This is a genomic window from Klebsiella sp. MBT K-1 (assembly GCF_002556465.1).
GTDB classification, from domain to species: Bacteria; Pseudomonadota; Gammaproteobacteria; order Enterobacterales; family Enterobacteriaceae; genus Klebsiella; species Klebsiella grimontii.
The window spans coordinates 1-17,657 of record NZ_PDEL01000014.1 but is presented as its reverse complement, the minus strand read 5'-3'; the positions used below and the strand labels follow the sequence as shown (position 1 = coordinate 17,657).

The window sequence follows — 17,657 nt, the reverse complement described above, 5'->3', positions numbered from 1 at the left end:
GGCGCGCGTGTTAACATCGTTCTGCCGGGCGGCGGCTTACTCCTTGCCCGGCCTACTCGACTGATTGTGCGCGTATTTTGCCGATCGCAGAGTTGGGCTTTGCTTTACACCATATCCAGCGGCGTTTTTCTGGCCGGCGCCGGGTAAGCTTTATCGAGAAGCGCAAGCTCCTCATCGTTCAGCACAATATCCAGCGCCGCGGCATTCTGCGCGACATGCTCAATGCTCGACGCTTTCGGGATCGCCAGTACCTCCCGGCGGCTAATCACCCACGCCAGCAGAATCTGCGCCGCGGTCACGCCCCGCTCCTGCGCAATATTTTTCACAACGGTATGATTTAAAAGTCCATTGCGCAGGCGACCGGCCTGAGCCAGCGGACAATAGGCCATTACCGGCAGCCGCCGCTGCTGGCACCACGGCAGCAGGTCATACTCAATGCCGCGGGAAGCCAGATGATAGAGCACCTGATTGGTCGCGCACCGTTCGCCGCCCTCCACCTGCCAGAGCTGTTGCATATCATCCTCATCGAGATTCGACACGCCCCAGCGGCGAATTTTACCCTGCGCAACCAGCGCTTCCATGCCGGCAACCGTCTCCTGTAGAGAATAATCTCCGCGCCAGTGCAGCAGATAAAGATCCAGATAGTCGGTATTGAGGCGGCGCAGGCTGGCCTCGCAGGCGCGGGCTATTTTGCGTCCACCGGCATTCCATGGATAGACTTTAGACACCAGCACCACCCGATCGCGTTGCCCGCGAATCGCCTCGCCGACGACCTCTTCAGCGCCGCCGTCAGCATACATTTCCGCCGTATCGATAACCGTCAGGCCAAGATCGATGCCCGCGCGCAGTGCAGCCGCCTCCTGCGCGCGCAGCGCCGGGTTTTCACCCATATACCAGGTCCCCTGCCCGATAACGGGAACCGCCGGATGCTCGCCAAAACGAATGGTCCTTTCTGCCATCGCTACCTCCTGCAAATGATTGCACCACCATAATGCAAAACAGGGCGAGACGCCCTGTTTTGATGCACAAAATGCCCTGTAATAAAGCACTATCAGAAGGAGTAAGTGACCCCGGTAGAAATCAGGCCGCTCCAGGATTTGTCCACCATCGGGCTATCGGTGATTTCATCGGACAGACGGGTATAGCGCGCCACGCCGTATACGCTCCAGTCGCCGAGGAAACGATAGTTTGCCGACAGCTCGAGGTACGGGTTCCAGCTGCTGTCCGGATCGTAGCTGCGCATGCCGCTGCGATTCGACTCATGTTTCGAAACACCATAGTAGTACTCGTTCTGGTTGTCGCTGTTCCACTCCACGCCAATACCCGGCGTAAGCGTCAGGTTGCCGTTGGTATAGCGATACAGCCAGGCCAGATCCCATACGATACCGTTGCTGTTATCCAGGGTGTCCCCTGACAGCGCGGTGCGCAGGAAGCCGTACTGCGTATAGTGTTCGTAGGAGAGCCCCGCCATCACCGTGGACTTACGTTTATCCAGGCGACGCATCTGCTGGCTATCGCTGTCGCCAGGCTTAAAGTACATCGGCGACCAGTACGCGGTCACAGAGAGCTTATCGTTGGTATCATTCCACAGGTAGTAACCACCACCCAAGCCGCGAAACCAGAAGTTATCGCTCTCATAATTAATAACGGGCACCGGGTAAACATCAGCATCATATTGCTTGTAGGGATGTTCGACCACACCCACACCCGCCCCTAAAGTGAACTTCCCTTCAGCGTGTACGGCGGATGCTGAACTCGCAATCAACACACCAAGTGCCAGAAGTTTGATTTTAGTCACGATCCATATTCCTGTTGTCAAATAATCAGCGCAGGCAGTTTAACGTTGTATACGTCATGCCTCAAATTCTTTACCAGTCATTACACTGAACTCATCATTTTCTCATCGTCAGATGACCACAAGCTGACACCTGAATGACAGCGCCATGACGCCGCAGGACAAGAGGTGCAAAAAAGAGACCGTTTTTCGGATGAGTTATTGATATGTCATTGAAATTGATTTTCTACGCCATGCAAGTTTTCCAAATGCATCTACGCTTAAATTTAGAAGAAGTAAATGCGGGGCACGTTATCCCGATATTTCGCCAACCTGGCATAAGGGTTGCTGGAGTATCAGAGAGCGCTATGCAGCTTACCTCTTCCGGGGGCTCCCACTATTCATATGAACGGCTCTCAACCTGTGCTAAAAACGAAAGGACGGCATGCCATGAATATATTCGATCACTATCGCCAGCGCTATGAAGCTGCCAAGGACGAAGAGTTCACACTGCAGGAGTTTCTTACCATCTGTCGGCAAGATCGCAGTGCTTATGCTAACGCAGCAGAAAGATTGCTGATGGCCATCGGTGAGCCGGTCATGGTCGATACGGCCCTCGAACCCAGGCTATCCCGTCTCTTTTCAAACCGGGTTGTCGCACGCTATCCGGCCTTTGAAGAGTTTTACGGGATGGAAGATGCCATTGAGCAAATTGTTTCTTACCTGAAGCACGCCGCTCAAGGGCTGGAAGAGAAGAAACAGATTCTGTATCTGCTGGGGCCCGTGGGCGGCGGTAAATCATCGCTTGCCGAACGCCTGAAGTCCTTAATGCAGCGCGTCCCTATCTATGTGCTCAGCGCAAACGGAGAGCGCAGCCCGGTCAACGACCATCCGCTGTGTCTGTTCAACCCGCAGGAGGATGCGCAAATCCTCGAAAAAGAGTACGGCATTCCAAACCGCTATCTGGGGACGATTATGTCGCCGTGGGCGGCCAAGCGTCTGCATGAATTCGGCGGCGACATCACTAAGTTCCGCGTGGTGAAAGTGTGGCCATCAATTCTGGCGCAGATCGCCATCGCCAAAACCGAGCCCGGCGACGAGAACAACCAGGACATCTCCGCGCTGGTCGGTAAAGTGGATATTCGTAAACTGGAGCACTACGCGCAGAATGACCCGGATGCCTACGGCTACTCCGGCGCCCTGTGCCGCGCCAACCAGGGGCTGATGGAATTCGTCGAGATGTTTAAAGCGCCTATCAAGGTGCTGCACCCGCTGCTGACCGCCACGCAGGAAGGCAACTATAACGGTACCGAAGGGATCTCCGCCCTGCCGTTCAACGGGATCATCCTCGCCCACTCCAACGAATCGGAATGGGTGACCTTCCGGAATAACAAAAACAATGAGGCCTTCCTCGACCGCGTATATATCGTCAAGGTGCCTTATTGCCTGCGTATCTCGGAAGAGATCCGCATCTATGAAAAACTGCTTAATAACAGCGAACTGACCCATGCGCCGTGCGCGCCGGGCACGCTGGAAACGCTGTCGCGCTTCTCGATTCTGTCGCGGCTGAAAGAGCCGGAAAACTCGAGCATTTACTCAAAAATGCGCGTCTATGACGGCGAAAGCCTGAAAGACACCGACCCGAAAGCGAAATCCTATCAGGAGTATCGCGATTATGCCGGCGTTGATGAAGGGATGAACGGCCTGTCTACCCGCTTCGCGTTCAAAATCCTGTCGCGGGTATTTAACTTTGACCATGCCGAAGTCGCCGCCAACCCGGTGCATCTGTTCTACGTCCTCGAGCAGCAGATCGAGCGCGAGCAGTTCCCGCAGGAGCAGTCAGAGCGTTATCTTGAGTTCCTCAAAGGCTATCTGATCCCGAAATACGCCGAGTTTATCGGCAAAGAGATCCAGACCGCCTACCTTGAATCCTACTCTGAGTACGGGCAGAACATTTTCGACCGTTATGTCACCTACGCTGACTTCTGGATTCAGGATCAGGAATACCGCGACCCGGATACCGGCCAGCTGTTTGACCGCGAGTCGCTGAATGCGGAACTGGAGAAAATCGAGAAGCCCGCCGGGATCAGCAACCCGAAAGACTTCCGCAACGAGATAGTCAACTTCGTGCTGCGCGCCAGAGCGCACAACAGCGGGCGTAATCCAAACTGGACCAGCTACGAGAAACTGCGCACGGTTATCGAGAAGAAAATGTTCTCCAATACCGAAGAGCTGTTGCCGGTGATTTCCTTCAACACCAAAACGTCAACCGATGAGCAGAAAAAACACGATGACTTTGTCGACCGCATGATGGAGAAAGGCTATACCCGTAAGCAGGTTCGTCTGCTGTGCGAATGGTATCTGCGGGTACGTAAATCATCCTGATAGACCGGCCCGGCAGCTCACCGCTGTCGGGTTAATAATAACTGCGAAGACCCAATAACATTCAGCGATGGGCTGTTTTCCGCGCCTGAATGGCCGGGGCATAGTTGGCAAATGCAGTACAGGAGGGCATATGACCTGGTTCATAGACCGACGCCTGAACGGGAAAAATAAAAGCGCCGTCAACCGGCAGCGCTTTCTGCGCCGCTATAAAGCGCAGATAAAGCAGTCGATCTCCGAGGCCATCAACAAGCGCTCGGTGACCGATATTCAGAGCGGAGAGTCCGTCTCCATCCCAACGGACGATATTAACGAACCGATGTTTCATCAGGGACGCGGCGGCCTGCGCAATCGCGTACACCCCGGTAACGATCACTTTGTACAAAATGACCGTATCGAACGCCCTCAGGGCGGCGGTGGCGGTGGAGGCAGCGGTCAGGGGCAAGCCAGCGCCGACGGCGAAGGCCAGGACGAGTTTGTCTTTCAGATTTCGAAAGATGAATATCTCGATCTATTGTTCGAGGATCTCGCCCTGCCAAATTTGAAGAAAAACCAGCAGCGTCAGCTGACGGAGTATAAAACCCATCGCGCGGGCTATACCGCTAACGGCGTTCCCGCCAATATCAGCGTCGTTCGCTCGTTGCAAAACTCGCTGGCGCGGCGCACGGCGATGACCGCCGGTAAACGCCGGGAACTGCACGCGCTGGAAGAAGACCTTGATACCATTAGCAAAAGCGAACCGGCACAGCTGCTGGAAGAGGAGCGGCTGCGCAAAGAGATAGCCGAACTGCGGGCGAAAATCGACCGCGTCCCGTTTATTGATACTTTCGATCTACGTTACAAGAACTACGAAAAACGGCCAGAACCGTCAAGCCAGGCAGTCATGTTCTGCCTGATGGACGTCTCGGGCTCCATGGACCAGGCGACCAAGGACATGGCAAAACGCTTTTACATCCTGCTGTATCTGTTCCTCAGCCGGACCTATAAAAACGTCGATGTCGTTTATATCCGCCACCATACGCAGGCTAAAGAGGTCGACGAACACGAATTCTTTTATTCGCAGGAAACCGGCGGCACGATTGTCTCCAGCGCCCTGAAGCTGATGGATGAAGTGGTCAAAGAGCGCTACGACCCGGCGCAGTGGAATATCTACGCCGCGCAGGCCTCGGATGGGGATAACTGGGCGGACGACTCACCGCTGTGTCATGAACTGCTGGCGAAGAAGATCCTGCCCGTGGTGCGCTACTATAGCTATATTGAGATAACCCGTCGGGCGCACCAGACGCTGTGGCGGGAGTATGAACACCTGCAGTCGACCTTCGAAAACTTTGCTATGCAGCATATTCGCGACCCGGAAGATATTTATCCGGTATTTCGCGAACTGTTTCACAAGCAGACTTCCAAGATTGACACTTAGTTAAATAAAATCAGCCAGTTATATAAACTTCCTGGCTGATTCCCCCCTCTTTTGAGTATGTTTTATTTTCTTATTTAATCAATGATATGCCTTTCATTTTGGGGAAGCATTCTTCCTTTTTAAGCATAACTTTACTCACATCAAATCGGGCTATCGTCCTGCCTCAAGTCGTTGATCGCGTGCGTAGCCACCCCCAACACTTCAACATCTTCCATTGCCTCCCCTTCTATCGATTCACCTTCGACAGTGATAAAAGAACGCCCCATCAATTTTGCAAACTGCAGTTCGCCAGCCAGGCGGATCAGAAGGACGCTTCCTTGCGTCACTTTTAACGACTGATCGAGGACCACAAATCCGCGATCAGTCTCTATAATCTGAGAGTTCGCGCCAATGTTGCACGCAGCCGTGACAGTAAGCCTCTGCTCAACGTAGTCGGCAGCAGGTGAAGGAAAATAGCTGGCAGTCATTACATCACCCTCCCCATGTTGCGGAGAATCCACAGCCTGTTTTCTGTGTGATCCGGCGTTTTGTCAGCGAAGCACGACTGATAGCGCTCTATCCATCGATTAGCCTCAGAGTGTGAAAAGTGAATGCCGCGCTGCTGTAATGATGAAACGAAATCTCTTGTATATAAGTATTGATATCCCTTCGAGTTACGTAAAACTGACTCGCGAAATGCCTGGTTAATGTCTGTTTGTCTAAGCACAATCGTCCCTCGCATAAACACTGTTTATATATACAGTAATTTCATCGTGAATTTTGTTCAATGCAGGTTTCATCTATCGATCTTTATCACTGAGGTAACGCTTTGCTTTTTGTGGGGATACCGACTGGAAGATATTTGTAAATGCTCTTGGTCCCCACCCCAACTACATCGGCTATCTGTTGCCGGGTTGCGCCGTTCTCCAGCATCCTGCGGCAGCGTTCCACAACTTCGGTGGTCATTATCCGGCGGCGGCCACCGATGCGCCCCTGCTCCCTTGCCGCTGCTAAACCGGCGCGGGTACGCTCGACGATCAGCTATCTTTCCATTTCCGCCAGTGCACTCATGACGTGGAAGAAAAAATGCCCTGCTGGCGTACTGGTATCGATGCTGTCAGTCAGGCTTCGGAAATAACAAATGGCGGCTGTCATGATAATTGCCAGCCGCAATATCAAGGCTTGAATTAATTAGTAAAGTATTTCTGCTGATTAGCCGTGATGTTTCTGAGGAAATAATCGCTTTTTGAATCAACGAGGATAAATTCGCCGATAGTCACGTAAGAAAGTTCGCTTGGCGCCCCGCTTACCCACGGCCCGCCACCCAGTACAGCGGAATCAGATATTCCTGTGACATCACCAGACACGGCGCCGGTAACCCATCCTCCGCTGTCCAGCGCGATACCCTGTATATGAGTTTTAAAGTCGATGTAGGAGCGAACAATAATATTTGTATTTGCTGTAAACGGGGTAGTTTCTGTCACGATCTCAGCGTTACCCGAATCTGCCTGCGTCGAAATTATTTGTAGCAGGTTTTTCGCCTGACTCTGAAATCCTGCGCCCAGGTTGTATCGACGACGAACGGGGCTGTCTGATTTATAAAATGAGAAAATACTACAGGCCGCTGCGGGCGAAGATCGAAAACGCAGAACAAGAGATGAGGACAAACTTGCTACTCCAGATAACGCAGAAACAGCCGCCGTTAAAGAGAGGGCATCACTTGTTCCGTCGAATACCACGCCTGGTTTAGAACCAATCAGATCAACAGCGCCTGCCGAAACTATCCGTGGCTGTCCGGACACATTTTCGCGGATAGCATTAAACTCATTACCCGATTGATCGTACCAGACACTGATAAATCCGTTGCCTGAACCGCAAAAATTAAGCAGCGCCGTCGTGTCCAGATCGCCTTCGGCAGTAAATCCAATATTAATCTCTGTGTTATCACTGGAGCGACGTACACGAATTGCAGGCCCGGTGTAGGATGCTGAAAGCTGCCGCAAAGACAGAGCCACTGTGGGAGTATATCCAAAAGTAGGCCAGTAACCGGGTAAATCTTTTTTATCGCCGGTATATGCAGAGTTAGAATTAAGTACAAGCATGATGACCTCTTAATTAATAATCAGATTTATTTTTTGGACCGCTGTCTGTCCGACACTGTTCTGGCAGGCGCTGGTAATAACATATGAGCCATTTTGACCACCGAAGTTGATTAACTGGCAGCTTTTGGTGTCAAAGATCACGCCTTCGGGTAGTGAATAAACGCCGATGGTTTTGGTACATTTCTCGCCATCAGTGACAAGAATTCCGCAATCCCAGAGAGGATATAAATCAACACTTTTTCCTGGTTTCAGTGTTAATGCGTCACCTGAATAACGAGGTCCAATATTGGCCCATGTGCGGGCGGGTTCGCAGCTTGAGCCATCCTGCAGATAGCCATAAATAACGAAGTTAAGACGTCCCGCTTTCGTGTATCCGTTACTGATAGTAATGCTTCGGGTGGATGCATCGTAAGTAACAAAAGGAGGCAGGGAGTTATAGGATACTGTATGGCTGCCACCGGGTTCATTCTCTTCAGTCATGACCGTCTGGATATGCTCTGAAACATCGTCACGGCCCCACAGAACCGACTTAGCCGGAAGCACTATTGTGCCGCTGCTGCCATAATCAATGTTGACTGAAGGAACGATGACAAGCGGTTTTATATGACTCAATCCTGTTTTACGCCAGATGCGGCACCAGTCAACACTGATTGTCGCCCCCTTCCAGAATTTTTCCCATGCCCAGGCAGAATAGGTTTCACCATGGAAAGTGCCTTTATATACATGACTACTCATCAACAAATAACCCGGTTCACGTACTGAATTGGCATCAAGACTTAATATGCTGCTAAAAGTATCATCAATGAATATCTGGACATTACTTTGATTGAGGATGGCGCTAATTTTATGGTACTTGCCATCAAATATATATTTTTCCGGTCCAAGCGTTCCACCGCCTGTTTTTGAACCATCTGCTCCCCAGAGATTATAATTTGACGTTGCAAACTGGCTGATGCCCTCGATAATATCCAGCTCATCCGAATTGTAGGTGTAGGATGGCAGCGAACTTTGGGTCCATAATGACGGGTGCCACCCTGGCGGGTTTTGTGTTTTGTGAGTGAACATCGCATACCACTCAATAATACAATCTCCAGTCCCGGCGGGACCGGCGAAAAATGAAAATGCGCCTACAGAGCTCACCATCGCCGCCAGGTCATGCCTTGAGCCTTGCAGATGGGGTTTTTCATTCGCAGTAGCTGCACGGGCCTGAAGCCTCAGAACACCATCTTCAACGCGCATATTATCAAAACCCACCGGCACGCCCCGGTTCGAGTCATTAAAGCCCGTAAACGCGGGATCAGTGTCGTACATTGTGCCCAGCTGCGTATCAGAGCCCCGCGGCGGGTTGAGGTAAGTGCGGGTAGTAAACCAACGCCCCTTAGGATTCGCCGGGCTCAAAATATCCAGCGTATTGAAATCGTCACCTGCAGATAGAGTGTACCCCTCATAAATTGAGCCAGCCAGCCCGGCGCTCTCCAGCATTATCCCGCCAATCTGTCCGGTGGTTTTATCTGATACCCTATTTCCACCCAATAAACTCTCAATGCTAAGCGTAATATTTTTCATCATATCGTCAGCTGTTAATACATATGCGTACCCGGTAGCATCTGGAATAGCTACGTTATCACGTAACCATTTTATTTTCTCAGCATAATAACCATCGGGAATATTAATATAAGCAGCTGTATCTACCTGATTACGGATATCAATCGAAACAACCGATGATTCGGGCGTTTGATTGTTTTTCAGGTTATTTATTTCATCCTGAACTGAGTCAGCCAGCAAAGGTAGATACAGGTGGCCATCATTTGCCTGAATGAGTGTGTCATGTTCGCCATCACCAAAGCGCAGGATATCGTCCCCGGTAGTTAACGAAGCATAGGATTCAATGTACTTAAAATAATCCTGGATGGACAAATTAAGTAGCGGAACGAATACACGACCGTCGCAATCCTGTATGAAGGTATCATTCTCACCATCACCTAATCTGAAAATATCACTTCCACTACGTGATGAAACCAGCGCCAACAACCGATTGATTGTATTCTGCACGGATTCCGGTAAATAAGGCAAAAAGAAATAACCATCTTTATCAAGAAGACCAACAATGTTTTTCTCACTGTCATGAATTTCAACAATATTTTCGCCTTCAGATTCAGAAATGCGATTATCAATTTTAGCGACGAGTTCTCCTGATGCCATTGTCCGGCCGGTAGGTTGCAGTGTCCCACTAACGTTCATGACCTCGATAGCGAGCGCGCTATCGTCCGGACTGCGGTAATACGTGGTGCTCCCCTCAGGGATATTCGCGATATCCGCCTGCGCCGCAGCCAGCGTTTGGTATTGCTTACTCAGCGGAATGATGTTCTGCCTGACCTCATCATTTTTCACCATCATCTGGCGCCACGTATCAAGCGGTTCACCTGCACGGTCGTTAACCGTTCCTGCCGGACCGTTCACTAACCGATCGGCCCGCTTAACGTTATCTAAAAAGATTTCAGGCGTCGTCGTACCCAGCGGCGGATTCAGTTCATCTGCAGCCATGTTTTTTGCTCCAAAAAAGGCATTCGCGCAAACGAGGGTTTGAGCGAAAAGAGTTAATAAGGGGTTTTTATGGGGTATTACGAGACGTCGCCGGGGTAGATAGCGTCGTCGTAGGCGTAGAAAATTTCTTTATATTCCGGCGCGGTTATCTGACAGTTGCTGTCACCGGAGGGGGCGACCTCCTGGACTATCCCATGCCGGGCACCTTTTTCACTGTCGCAGAACAGCAAACGCGGTAGATCAATATCAGGGTCGTCCATAATCCAGTCTTCCGGGTGCAGATCGTCGTTGTAAGGTATGGTAAGAGTGAAATCATCTATCCGCTGCGGCGTCAGCATCCGTGACGATGGACGACTGTTCTGAAACTGTATCCAGCACCGGGGATTTGTATAGCTCCAGTCCAGAGGCTCGGTGACATGTAACGTTATTTCCTGAAAGTCGTATGTCATTGCGTCAATCAGGCAACTTTGGGTTTTCCCGGTTCGAATATCATCTGACAAAATGATGTGGTCACCAAAATCATGGCACCATCCCAGCATTGCAGTTGTAGCCGTATACGTCCGGCGTTGATGAAGATATTTCATTAACCGGCGCATCCCGATACGCCAGGCACGATCCGCTGTCATGACGACATCGATGGTGTAAGCCTCCGTTTTCCGGGGGAACGGATTTTCAGGCGTCCGGCACTGTACGGTCTCCTCCGCCCAGGTAACGGGATTGATGTATTTCACATCCACGCCATCAAAATCGTCCTCCGAAGGAACCCTGAATGATGTCTGCATTTCCTCGACAGTATCCTGGGGGGTGATGATTCCGGTCCAGCTTTTAACCCCTTCACGCCCGACGGAAAGTAAGCCGTCAGACAGCAGAAAATACCCCATGCCTGCTTCAGCAATCTTGTCGAAAATATCCTTTGCGGACGTGCTGTCACTGCTTGCCTGATGGTCAAAATACTCGCCTCGTGGCGTCCAGTAGTTAGCCTCAAGCATGTTAATTGTGGAAATGTCGATCTGGTCGTCGCGATAACCCAGACTGCGGGCCAGATGCAGGAATGCCCCGCTGATTGTCCTGTCACCACCGCCATCATAGTTTCGCGTGGCGACAACACTCACACGCTTGTCTGACTGCGCCGCCAGTTGGCCGCCGGTTTCAACCGTGATCCCTATTGTTGATATCCCTGCGTAGGAGGTCGGACGGGAAAGCAAACGACCTCTGAGCGCCTGCCAGAACATGCTGTCTCTCGCGTTGTTGCTCCCCTGCTCGTTGCGGCGGCGGCATCGAACCTCCACCAGCCCGGGTGAAGACAGATCAAAACGCTCTGTAAAACCGAGGCCATTAACGTTTTTAAGCGCGTACACCCCCTGCTTACTCGTCCACCCCGATCCGGAACCATATACGCGGTACTGAATTTCATACTCAACATGGCGAACCCGCTTATTCCCGTTGTTCTGGAATCCGCAAATTCCGTTTGGGAAAGCAAAGTTGACCTCGAAGGCGTCCACAACTTCATTTTGCGGGGAGGCCAGAAAGGGGCCGAGCCATGTTTCATTATCGTTAATACCAGACGCGGCAAAATCCACGACGGTACGGGTCAGAAAACCTGACCAGGTGTAGTCAACGGCACCGTTAACCACTCTCTGTACGGTCGCAGACGATCCGCCAGTCGATGCTATCTGGTATTCGTTGCCACGGTGAGCCAGGGAAATCCGCTGCGTGCCGTCCGGCAGGCCAGAAAATGCGGTACCGGAATCGTATGCCAGCCTGACACTGGCTGTGACCGCCGGGCTTCCGCCACTGGATGCTGTACCGGCAGTAAACACAGGGCTGTCTCCAAAAACTGACGCGGGCAGGAATGATGACGTAATGGAACCGCCACGCCACGGGCTGGAGATTTCCACGATACGAATCACGCCGCCGTCATCCTGAGCAATCAACCCCGATCCGGTGAGCCCGCTATTAATCGCCGCCAGCAAACCGGACATTGTGCCGTAGTCAGCAACCAGGGACAGGGTATAGGTGACGCCCTGCCAGGTCAGAGCAAACGTCTGGCTGGTTGTCGTAAAATCATACGTGGCTGGCGACGCACTGGCGCGCAATGCTGCAGTCGATCCACCCGTTCCCGGAACGGCGTCCTGGTGAGGGGTATACGTGGCAATCTGCAGATCATAATCGGTACCGCTAAACGTCAGCGTTACAGGCATACCATTATATGGCGCCACTTCTTCGACGGCGTCACCTGTCAGAACGTTAAAACTATCCTCAATCGATACCTGATAATTCACCGGCGCTTTCAGAGTGACAATTGCACCCTCAATCCAGCCAGGAGGCAGCTTGTTCTCATCTTCATCATCATCGTTGTCATCGTCGACATCGAGACCTGAAAACGAGATTGAGGCGCCGCTGACGGTCATGGCATCAGCAACGATATCACTGGCTTCAGGGGCAGTCTGAGCCATATCCAGACCTGACCCGCTTGATGTCCCGCCAACTTCTGTACTGTTGAACCAGACCTCGCTGCGACGGTCCCCCGCCACGTTATCGCCAGGCCCATAGCTGGTATAAGAAAAGCCATCGCCTAACGGCAGAGCAGGAGTTTCACCCACCCGAAAATCACCGCCGGTGTAAGAGAAACGACCGTATCCGAGACACACAAACATTTCGACCGTCATCCGGGTGGGATCATTGGGGTCAAAGCGAGTGACAGGCTGCACCAGGTAATCCGGATAAATTCTGTTTCTTCCGAATACCTCACGAACAGGATCGCCAAGCTTAGCTGTATTCGCTTTTGCCGGGTTCATGTCCAGTGATGCTGAATTGCCTGACGAAAACCCGCCCAGCTCTGGTTTCGGGGCGAAAAACAGCGCATAGGCCGTAGAGGCAATAGATACGGCAACCGATACCCACACGGCGATTTCAAGGCCGGTTCCATACGGGATCGGGTAAATCCGCACATCGCTGTCTGGCCGCAGCAAACATAGTGGCCATTCCGCAGGTGGAACAGCCCGGCCGTCCAGTTCGACAGCAACAGGATGCTTTCTGTCCTGCGAATAGCTCGGGACATTTCTGCACATCCACTCATGCAGCGTCAGCACACCATGCTCGTGCGTTTCAAGGGGTTCACCCGGTAGCCGGGACGGGTAAAACTTTATCGTCATTGCCAGAACTCCACGCGGTTAAAGCGGCGGATAAATCGCGCCAGTGGCAGAAACGTAACCCCCGAGCCTGGATTACATTCCGCGACCTGCAGCTGGTTATCGAGCATGACAACGATCCCGACATGGGAAACTGTTGAGCCCGAATAGCAGGCCACTCCGGCACCTTCACAGGGGTCACAACGCTTCAGCGAAAGCATCAGCTTTCTCGCCTCCCGGTCGAGGCCCCCGCCGTCTTTGGTCACACCTGCAAAATCCGGCCATTCAGGTAGCCCCAGGTCGCTGCGTATTTCATTCACAATGCCGAAGCAGTCAAGTAGCGGGTAGGCTCTACCGCCCTTCTGCCATTTAACAGAACGGTATTTATCAGGGTTAAACATATTTGCCTCAGGTTAGTAGCGTAAGCCCGGATGCTCGGCGAGGTTGTAACGTTTACGGGGCCAGGCTGTTTTGAGGATATTCATATAGCCTGCCGTGACCTGTACTGCTGTCGGGGTCCAGGAGCCGGATTTTATATCGAGCGTATACGGTGATGATGCCGGAGCAGACAGATCGGATGAAATGTACCGCCGGAATGTCAGCGTGGCTGATTTCATTTCATCCAGGATTTTATCGATCGCCTCAGAAACCCTTCCGTCAATATTGCTGATAGCAAACTTTAAATCCTGTGTCCCGTCGGCGTTCCTGGCTGGTAAGGCGATATCTATCGCGCTGGCTTCAAACGTCGCCGGCTGACCATTTTCCAGCGTCACTGAGACGTCATCCCAGCCACTGGTTAGCCAGTAGTTATCATCGCCTGCCGATATCTGCAACGTATCGTGAATAACCTCCGATCCGCTGCTGGCATATAGTCGCTCAAGAATTGTCATGCTTCGGCCACTCTCTGTTTAGCGCAATATCCAGTAACGACTGGCCCGCCAGCCATTCCGGGTAATTTCCCCAGCCTGAAGGCGGTAACGGGCGCTCCCATAATTCCAGCGTTGCGCTGTACTGCCAGTATTTTGGCGCGACCAGCGTCGGCCCTTCGTAAATATCCACGAACCTGGCTTTATAGGGCTTTGCCCCGATTGGAGTCTGGAGTTTCAGATAGAACCAGGACTGGCCATCTTTAAGCGCATCCCTGAAAAACGCCTCAAACACCTGCGCCAGAGCATCAGTTTTAAAAATCCATTTAACCGATGCCTGGGTGGGTGTTGAGGTATATCGCCTTCGTTGTTGAGCGCGACCGGACGTCATCTCCGTTCGCAGTAAAGGTGATATGGGCTTAAACCCGTACCCGTCCATAAGCGGCATGGGCAGGTATTCATCCGGGTAGAAAATATCTGCCATGAATATTCCCTCCGGGCAGGTTATCGTGGTTTTTTGGGCTGAAGGTTGGAGTAAAGTGCTCTACCGAAGGCATTTTGAGGATTGTTTACGTCGCTCGTCAGTTCTGATTTTATCTGTTTAGCCAGGCGGCGGCCGTGGACATCCAATGTCTGCATCATCACATCATCCGGTTTACCAGTGAGGTGGTAATTGACGTTGATGTCACCAGTTGAAAGAAGTTGTCTTTCCTGCTGCTGCCTCGCAGCGTTCTGTACCGCCGGCGATTCCCGCCCTACAGCTTTAACCCCCAGCGAACCATCAGCGCCACGGGTCAGGGGCATAATCGCTTCCGGGCCCGCTTCACCGAACACGCCCGCTCCTTTCGCAAAAGCAAAGTACTGCGGAGTGCTGTATACACCGCCGCTGTATGCGGAAAGTGAAGGCGAATCGTAGACACCACCGAGGGCATTAAAGGCAAAAGACGATCCGAAGCTTTGCAATGCAGTTCCACTACTTGCAGCTCCACTTGCCCCACCAAAAAGACTACCGAACATCCCACCAGCACCACCGCCGAACGACGCCATAATCGCTTTGGTAATTAACGCCTGTGTTGCCATCTGGATCAGCGTCTTAATCACCGTTTCACCCAGAGAGCTGAAGATATTTGACATCCCATCTTTGAACGAAGTCGCACCAGTCAGGACACTGGTCAGGTTGTTGGAAATGGAGTTCGTTGTGTTATTGAGAATCTCGCTGGTCGCTGATGCTGCCATTGAACTGAGGTCAGCAGCCTGATCGGCGTAGTTCATCAGTGAATCGCTGATCCCAGCCCGCCAGTCTGACTGCTGTTCATCGGTTTTCTTGTAGTAGTCCTCCTGAATCTGGAGCCGTTCAGTAAGCGCCGCCTGTAGCGCTTCCGTTTGCTGTTTGTACAGGTCCTCAGAAATCTGACCTTTGCTGAAATCCCGCTGCAGGTCCCGCTGCTGTTTGAGAAAATCAGTGCGAATATCCGCCATTTCCTTCATGCGGTCGCGGGCCTTATCCCCCATCCCGGCACCAAGAAAATCAATATCCCCCCGTTCACGCGCAGCAGCGTTGCTGTCAGCGAGCCCCTCACGGAACGTTTTTAACTGTTCAGCAATGTTTTTCTGATCGATAAGCGCAGCATTGTGCAGAAGGGTTTCTTTTTTAGCTTGCTCAAGAGAGGCTAACTCACCCTGCGTGACCTGGTATTTTACTTTAGCCAGTTCGGTATTCTGGCTTCCCAAGGCAATTTGTTCTTCCTGCTGTTTAATAAGACGCTTGTAAACATCTTCTGTCTTCTCAGCGGCTTTTAATTCCTCGCTTTTTGGCGCTTTCCGGGTGGGTTTATTGGATTCATTATTTCTCCACTCAGCAATTCCATTATTAATTAATTCCTGCCTTCCTGTCTGGTGTTGAGGATCACTAGTCAACCCCAAATCGTCAGCGGCAAAACCAAGTCTGGCTAACTCTTTTGCCTCGCCCTTAAGTTTCGATAATGCTAAATCTCGGCGGCTTTTCTCAAGAGCATTTGTTTGTTGTGATGTTAAGTCAGCCTGCGGAATCCGCATCGGAGCATTAACCAACCCTTGTCGTGCCATCAGTAAATTATTACCAAGCCCAAGGAGACGGTTAAATTCAGTATGCTGACCATTCATCATTATTAACGATTGATAAGCTGAATTCTGTTCTGCGGCCTGCTGCCGGATTAATACTATTCGCCTGTTCTCTATCCCCTCCAATACCGACTGGATCGACTCAGACTTAGCCTGCATCTGAGCTAATCTCTCCTGTTCAACGGCCAGAGCGGAAGTCGCTTCCTCCAGACCACGAGTGACCGTTTCGACCGAAGTCAGGTGGTTTATCATGAAACCACCACTGGTTGTCGGTCCAGGATTGGACAGGACATACTGATAGCCCGCGATCTCTTCCTTCAGGCTTTTTACTTTTGATGCTTGGGCATCAACAAGATGGTTTTGCTCCTCCAGCGCCTGACGGGTTTTGTTCTCATTATCAGAAACTTCAGGCAGGGACATTGATTTTGTCTTTTCACGGACTGCATCAATGGTTTTTGCATATTCCTGAGCGGATAATCTGGCCTGCTCCTGATTCTGGTACATCGTGTACCAGGCACCGGCACCAAGCAAAACGAGCCCAGGAATACCGCCAACGAGGCCCAATGCTCCCCCCATGAGCCGGGAACCCACAGCAGTAACCGAGTTCAGTGCAGTCTGAGCGGATACTCTGGCCTGAATATTACGGTTAAGCGACTCCTGCGTTAGTGAGAGCCGTTTTTCTGCAGCAGTCTGTGCGTCAGTCCCCCGTGCTGCTTCCAGCGCTTTCTGGGCGCGATATACTGCCGCGCGAGCACGGGCTGTAGAAATTTGAGTTCCCCTCACCTGTGCTTCCGCTAACGCAACTTCACTTTTCGCAGCATTAATAATGTCAGCAGTTGCTGATCTGGCACTTAATGCCATATTTCCAAAGTAGCGTGCGGCACCTACGGCTACCAGAACTCCCGCTGCTGTTGCCACTTCATCAATATTATTCGCCACACCGTCAAGGATGCCGGTGAGTGTTCGGGTGGCTCCGCTGGCCTCATTGGCTCCCCCGACCCATTGCATAAATGCGTTTTCAACTTTAGTTGCTGATGAGGATACTGTTTGTGGTAATTCTCCAAATTCACTTCTGAGTTTGCCGAGCTGGCTGATTAATGCCGGAACCACTTTATCAATGGTAAGTTGGCCTTGATCGGCCATCGACTTCAGGTCTTTACGGGCAACCCCCATTCCTGCGGCTAATGCACGAATGACACGATCGCCATTTTCGTTTACAGAGTTGAACTCTTCACCGCGAAGCACACCCTGCGCCAGAGCCTGGCTGAATTGTGTTATGACAGAGCTAAATAGCTGCGCCTAATACCGCTACACTTTTGCCTGACCATGTTTTCCTCCGGGGAATGGGCTGGCGGTTTCCAT

General features: G+C 51.7%; 12 protein-coding genes and 2 pseudogenes. 2 read left to right on the top strand and 12 right to left on the bottom strand.

The window, feature by feature from the left end:
* Window positions 1-104: 104 nt before the first annotated feature.
* Both CMQ96_RS20375 and CMQ96_RS20370 read right to left on the bottom strand, forming a co-directional pair.
* Window positions 105-959: an aldo/keto reductase gene (locus CMQ96_RS20375; protein WP_049085330.1), complete on the bottom strand. Its 855-nt coding sequence runs from the start codon at window positions 957-959 to the stop codon at window positions 105-107.
* Between the two features lie 92 nt (window positions 960-1,051).
* On the bottom strand, window positions 1,052-1,798 hold the full coding sequence (locus CMQ96_RS20370) for a MipA/OmpV family protein (RefSeq protein WP_004138300.1): 747 nt from the start codon (window positions 1,796-1,798) through the stop codon (window positions 1,052-1,054).
* A gap of 426 nt (window positions 1,799-2,224) precedes the next feature.
* Here CMQ96_RS20370 and yeaG point away from each other — a divergent pair, with 426 nt between their 5' ends.
* Both yeaG and CMQ96_RS20360 read left to right on the top strand, forming a co-directional pair.
* Entirely contained in the window at window positions 2,225-4,159 is a 1,935-nt protein-coding gene (yeaG, locus tag CMQ96_RS20365) for a protein kinase YeaG (protein ID WP_004121478.1), read from the top strand.
* A 130-nt stretch (window positions 4,160-4,289) separates the two neighbouring features.
* Complete coding sequence (locus CMQ96_RS20360; RefSeq protein WP_004121480.1) at window positions 4,290-5,573, top strand: YeaH/YhbH family protein; 1,284 nt, start codon at window positions 4,290-4,292, stop codon at window positions 5,571-5,573.
* 140 nt (window positions 5,574-5,713) lie between these two features.
* On the opposite strand, the gene CMQ96_RS20355 is transcribed toward CMQ96_RS20360, so the two are convergent.
* The 10 genes and pseudogenes from CMQ96_RS20355 to CMQ96_RS20310 all read right to left on the bottom strand — a co-directional run.
* Window positions 5,714-6,040: a hypothetical protein gene (locus CMQ96_RS20355; protein WP_098067266.1), complete on the bottom strand. Its 327-nt coding sequence runs from the start codon at window positions 6,038-6,040 to the stop codon at window positions 5,714-5,716.
* The gene (locus tag CMQ96_RS28935) at window positions 6,040-6,279 is read right to left on the bottom strand and encodes a hypothetical protein (protein ID WP_075208996.1); all 240 of its coding nucleotides are present in this window, start codon (window positions 6,277-6,279) and stop codon (window positions 6,040-6,042) included. The genes CMQ96_RS20355 and CMQ96_RS28935 overlap by 1 nt, the downstream gene beginning before the upstream one ends.
* Before the next feature lie 86 nt (window positions 6,280-6,365).
* Window positions 6,366-6,740: pseudogene (locus CMQ96_RS20345) on the bottom strand (recombinase family protein); the annotation flags it as partial.
* Entirely contained in the window at window positions 6,740-7,654 is a 915-nt protein-coding gene (locus CMQ96_RS20340; RefSeq protein WP_098067265.1) for an arabinofuranosidase catalytic domain-containing protein, read from the bottom strand. The pseudogene CMQ96_RS20345 and the gene CMQ96_RS20340, both read right to left, overlap by 1 nt.
* A 9-nt stretch (window positions 7,655-7,663) precedes the next feature.
* Window positions 7,664-10,198: a hypothetical protein gene (locus CMQ96_RS28930; RefSeq protein WP_224253296.1), complete on the bottom strand. Its 2,535-nt coding sequence runs from the start codon at window positions 10,196-10,198 to the stop codon at window positions 7,664-7,666.
* A gap of 77 nt (window positions 10,199-10,275) precedes the next feature.
* Window positions 10,276-13,353, bottom strand: a complete 3,078-nt coding sequence (locus CMQ96_RS20330) for a host specificity factor TipJ family phage tail protein (protein ID WP_098067264.1) — start codon at window positions 13,351-13,353, stop codon at window positions 10,276-10,278.
* Window positions 13,350-13,730 carry a nitrite transporter gene (locus CMQ96_RS20325; protein ID WP_025713372.1) on the bottom strand — a complete coding sequence of 127 codons (381 nt, stop codon included), beginning with the start codon at window positions 13,728-13,730 and terminating at the stop codon, window positions 13,350-13,352. The genes CMQ96_RS20330 and CMQ96_RS20325 overlap by 4 nt, the downstream gene beginning before the upstream one ends.
* Before the next feature lie 12 nt (window positions 13,731-13,742).
* The gene (locus CMQ96_RS20320) at window positions 13,743-14,219 is read right to left on the bottom strand and encodes a DUF1833 family protein (RefSeq protein ID WP_049100206.1); all 477 of its coding nucleotides are present in this window, start codon (window positions 14,217-14,219) and stop codon (window positions 13,743-13,745) included.
* Window positions 14,206-14,679: a hypothetical protein gene (locus CMQ96_RS20315; protein ID WP_073511344.1), complete on the bottom strand. Its 474-nt coding sequence runs from the start codon at window positions 14,677-14,679 to the stop codon at window positions 14,206-14,208. Before CMQ96_RS20315 ends, CMQ96_RS20320 begins: the two co-directional genes overlap by 14 nt.
* Window positions 14,680-14,699: 20 nt before the next feature.
* A pseudogene (locus tag CMQ96_RS20310) lies at window positions 14,700-17,582 on the bottom strand (phage tail tape measure protein); the annotation flags it as partial.
* Between the last annotated feature and the right edge of the window lie 75 nt (window positions 17,583-17,657).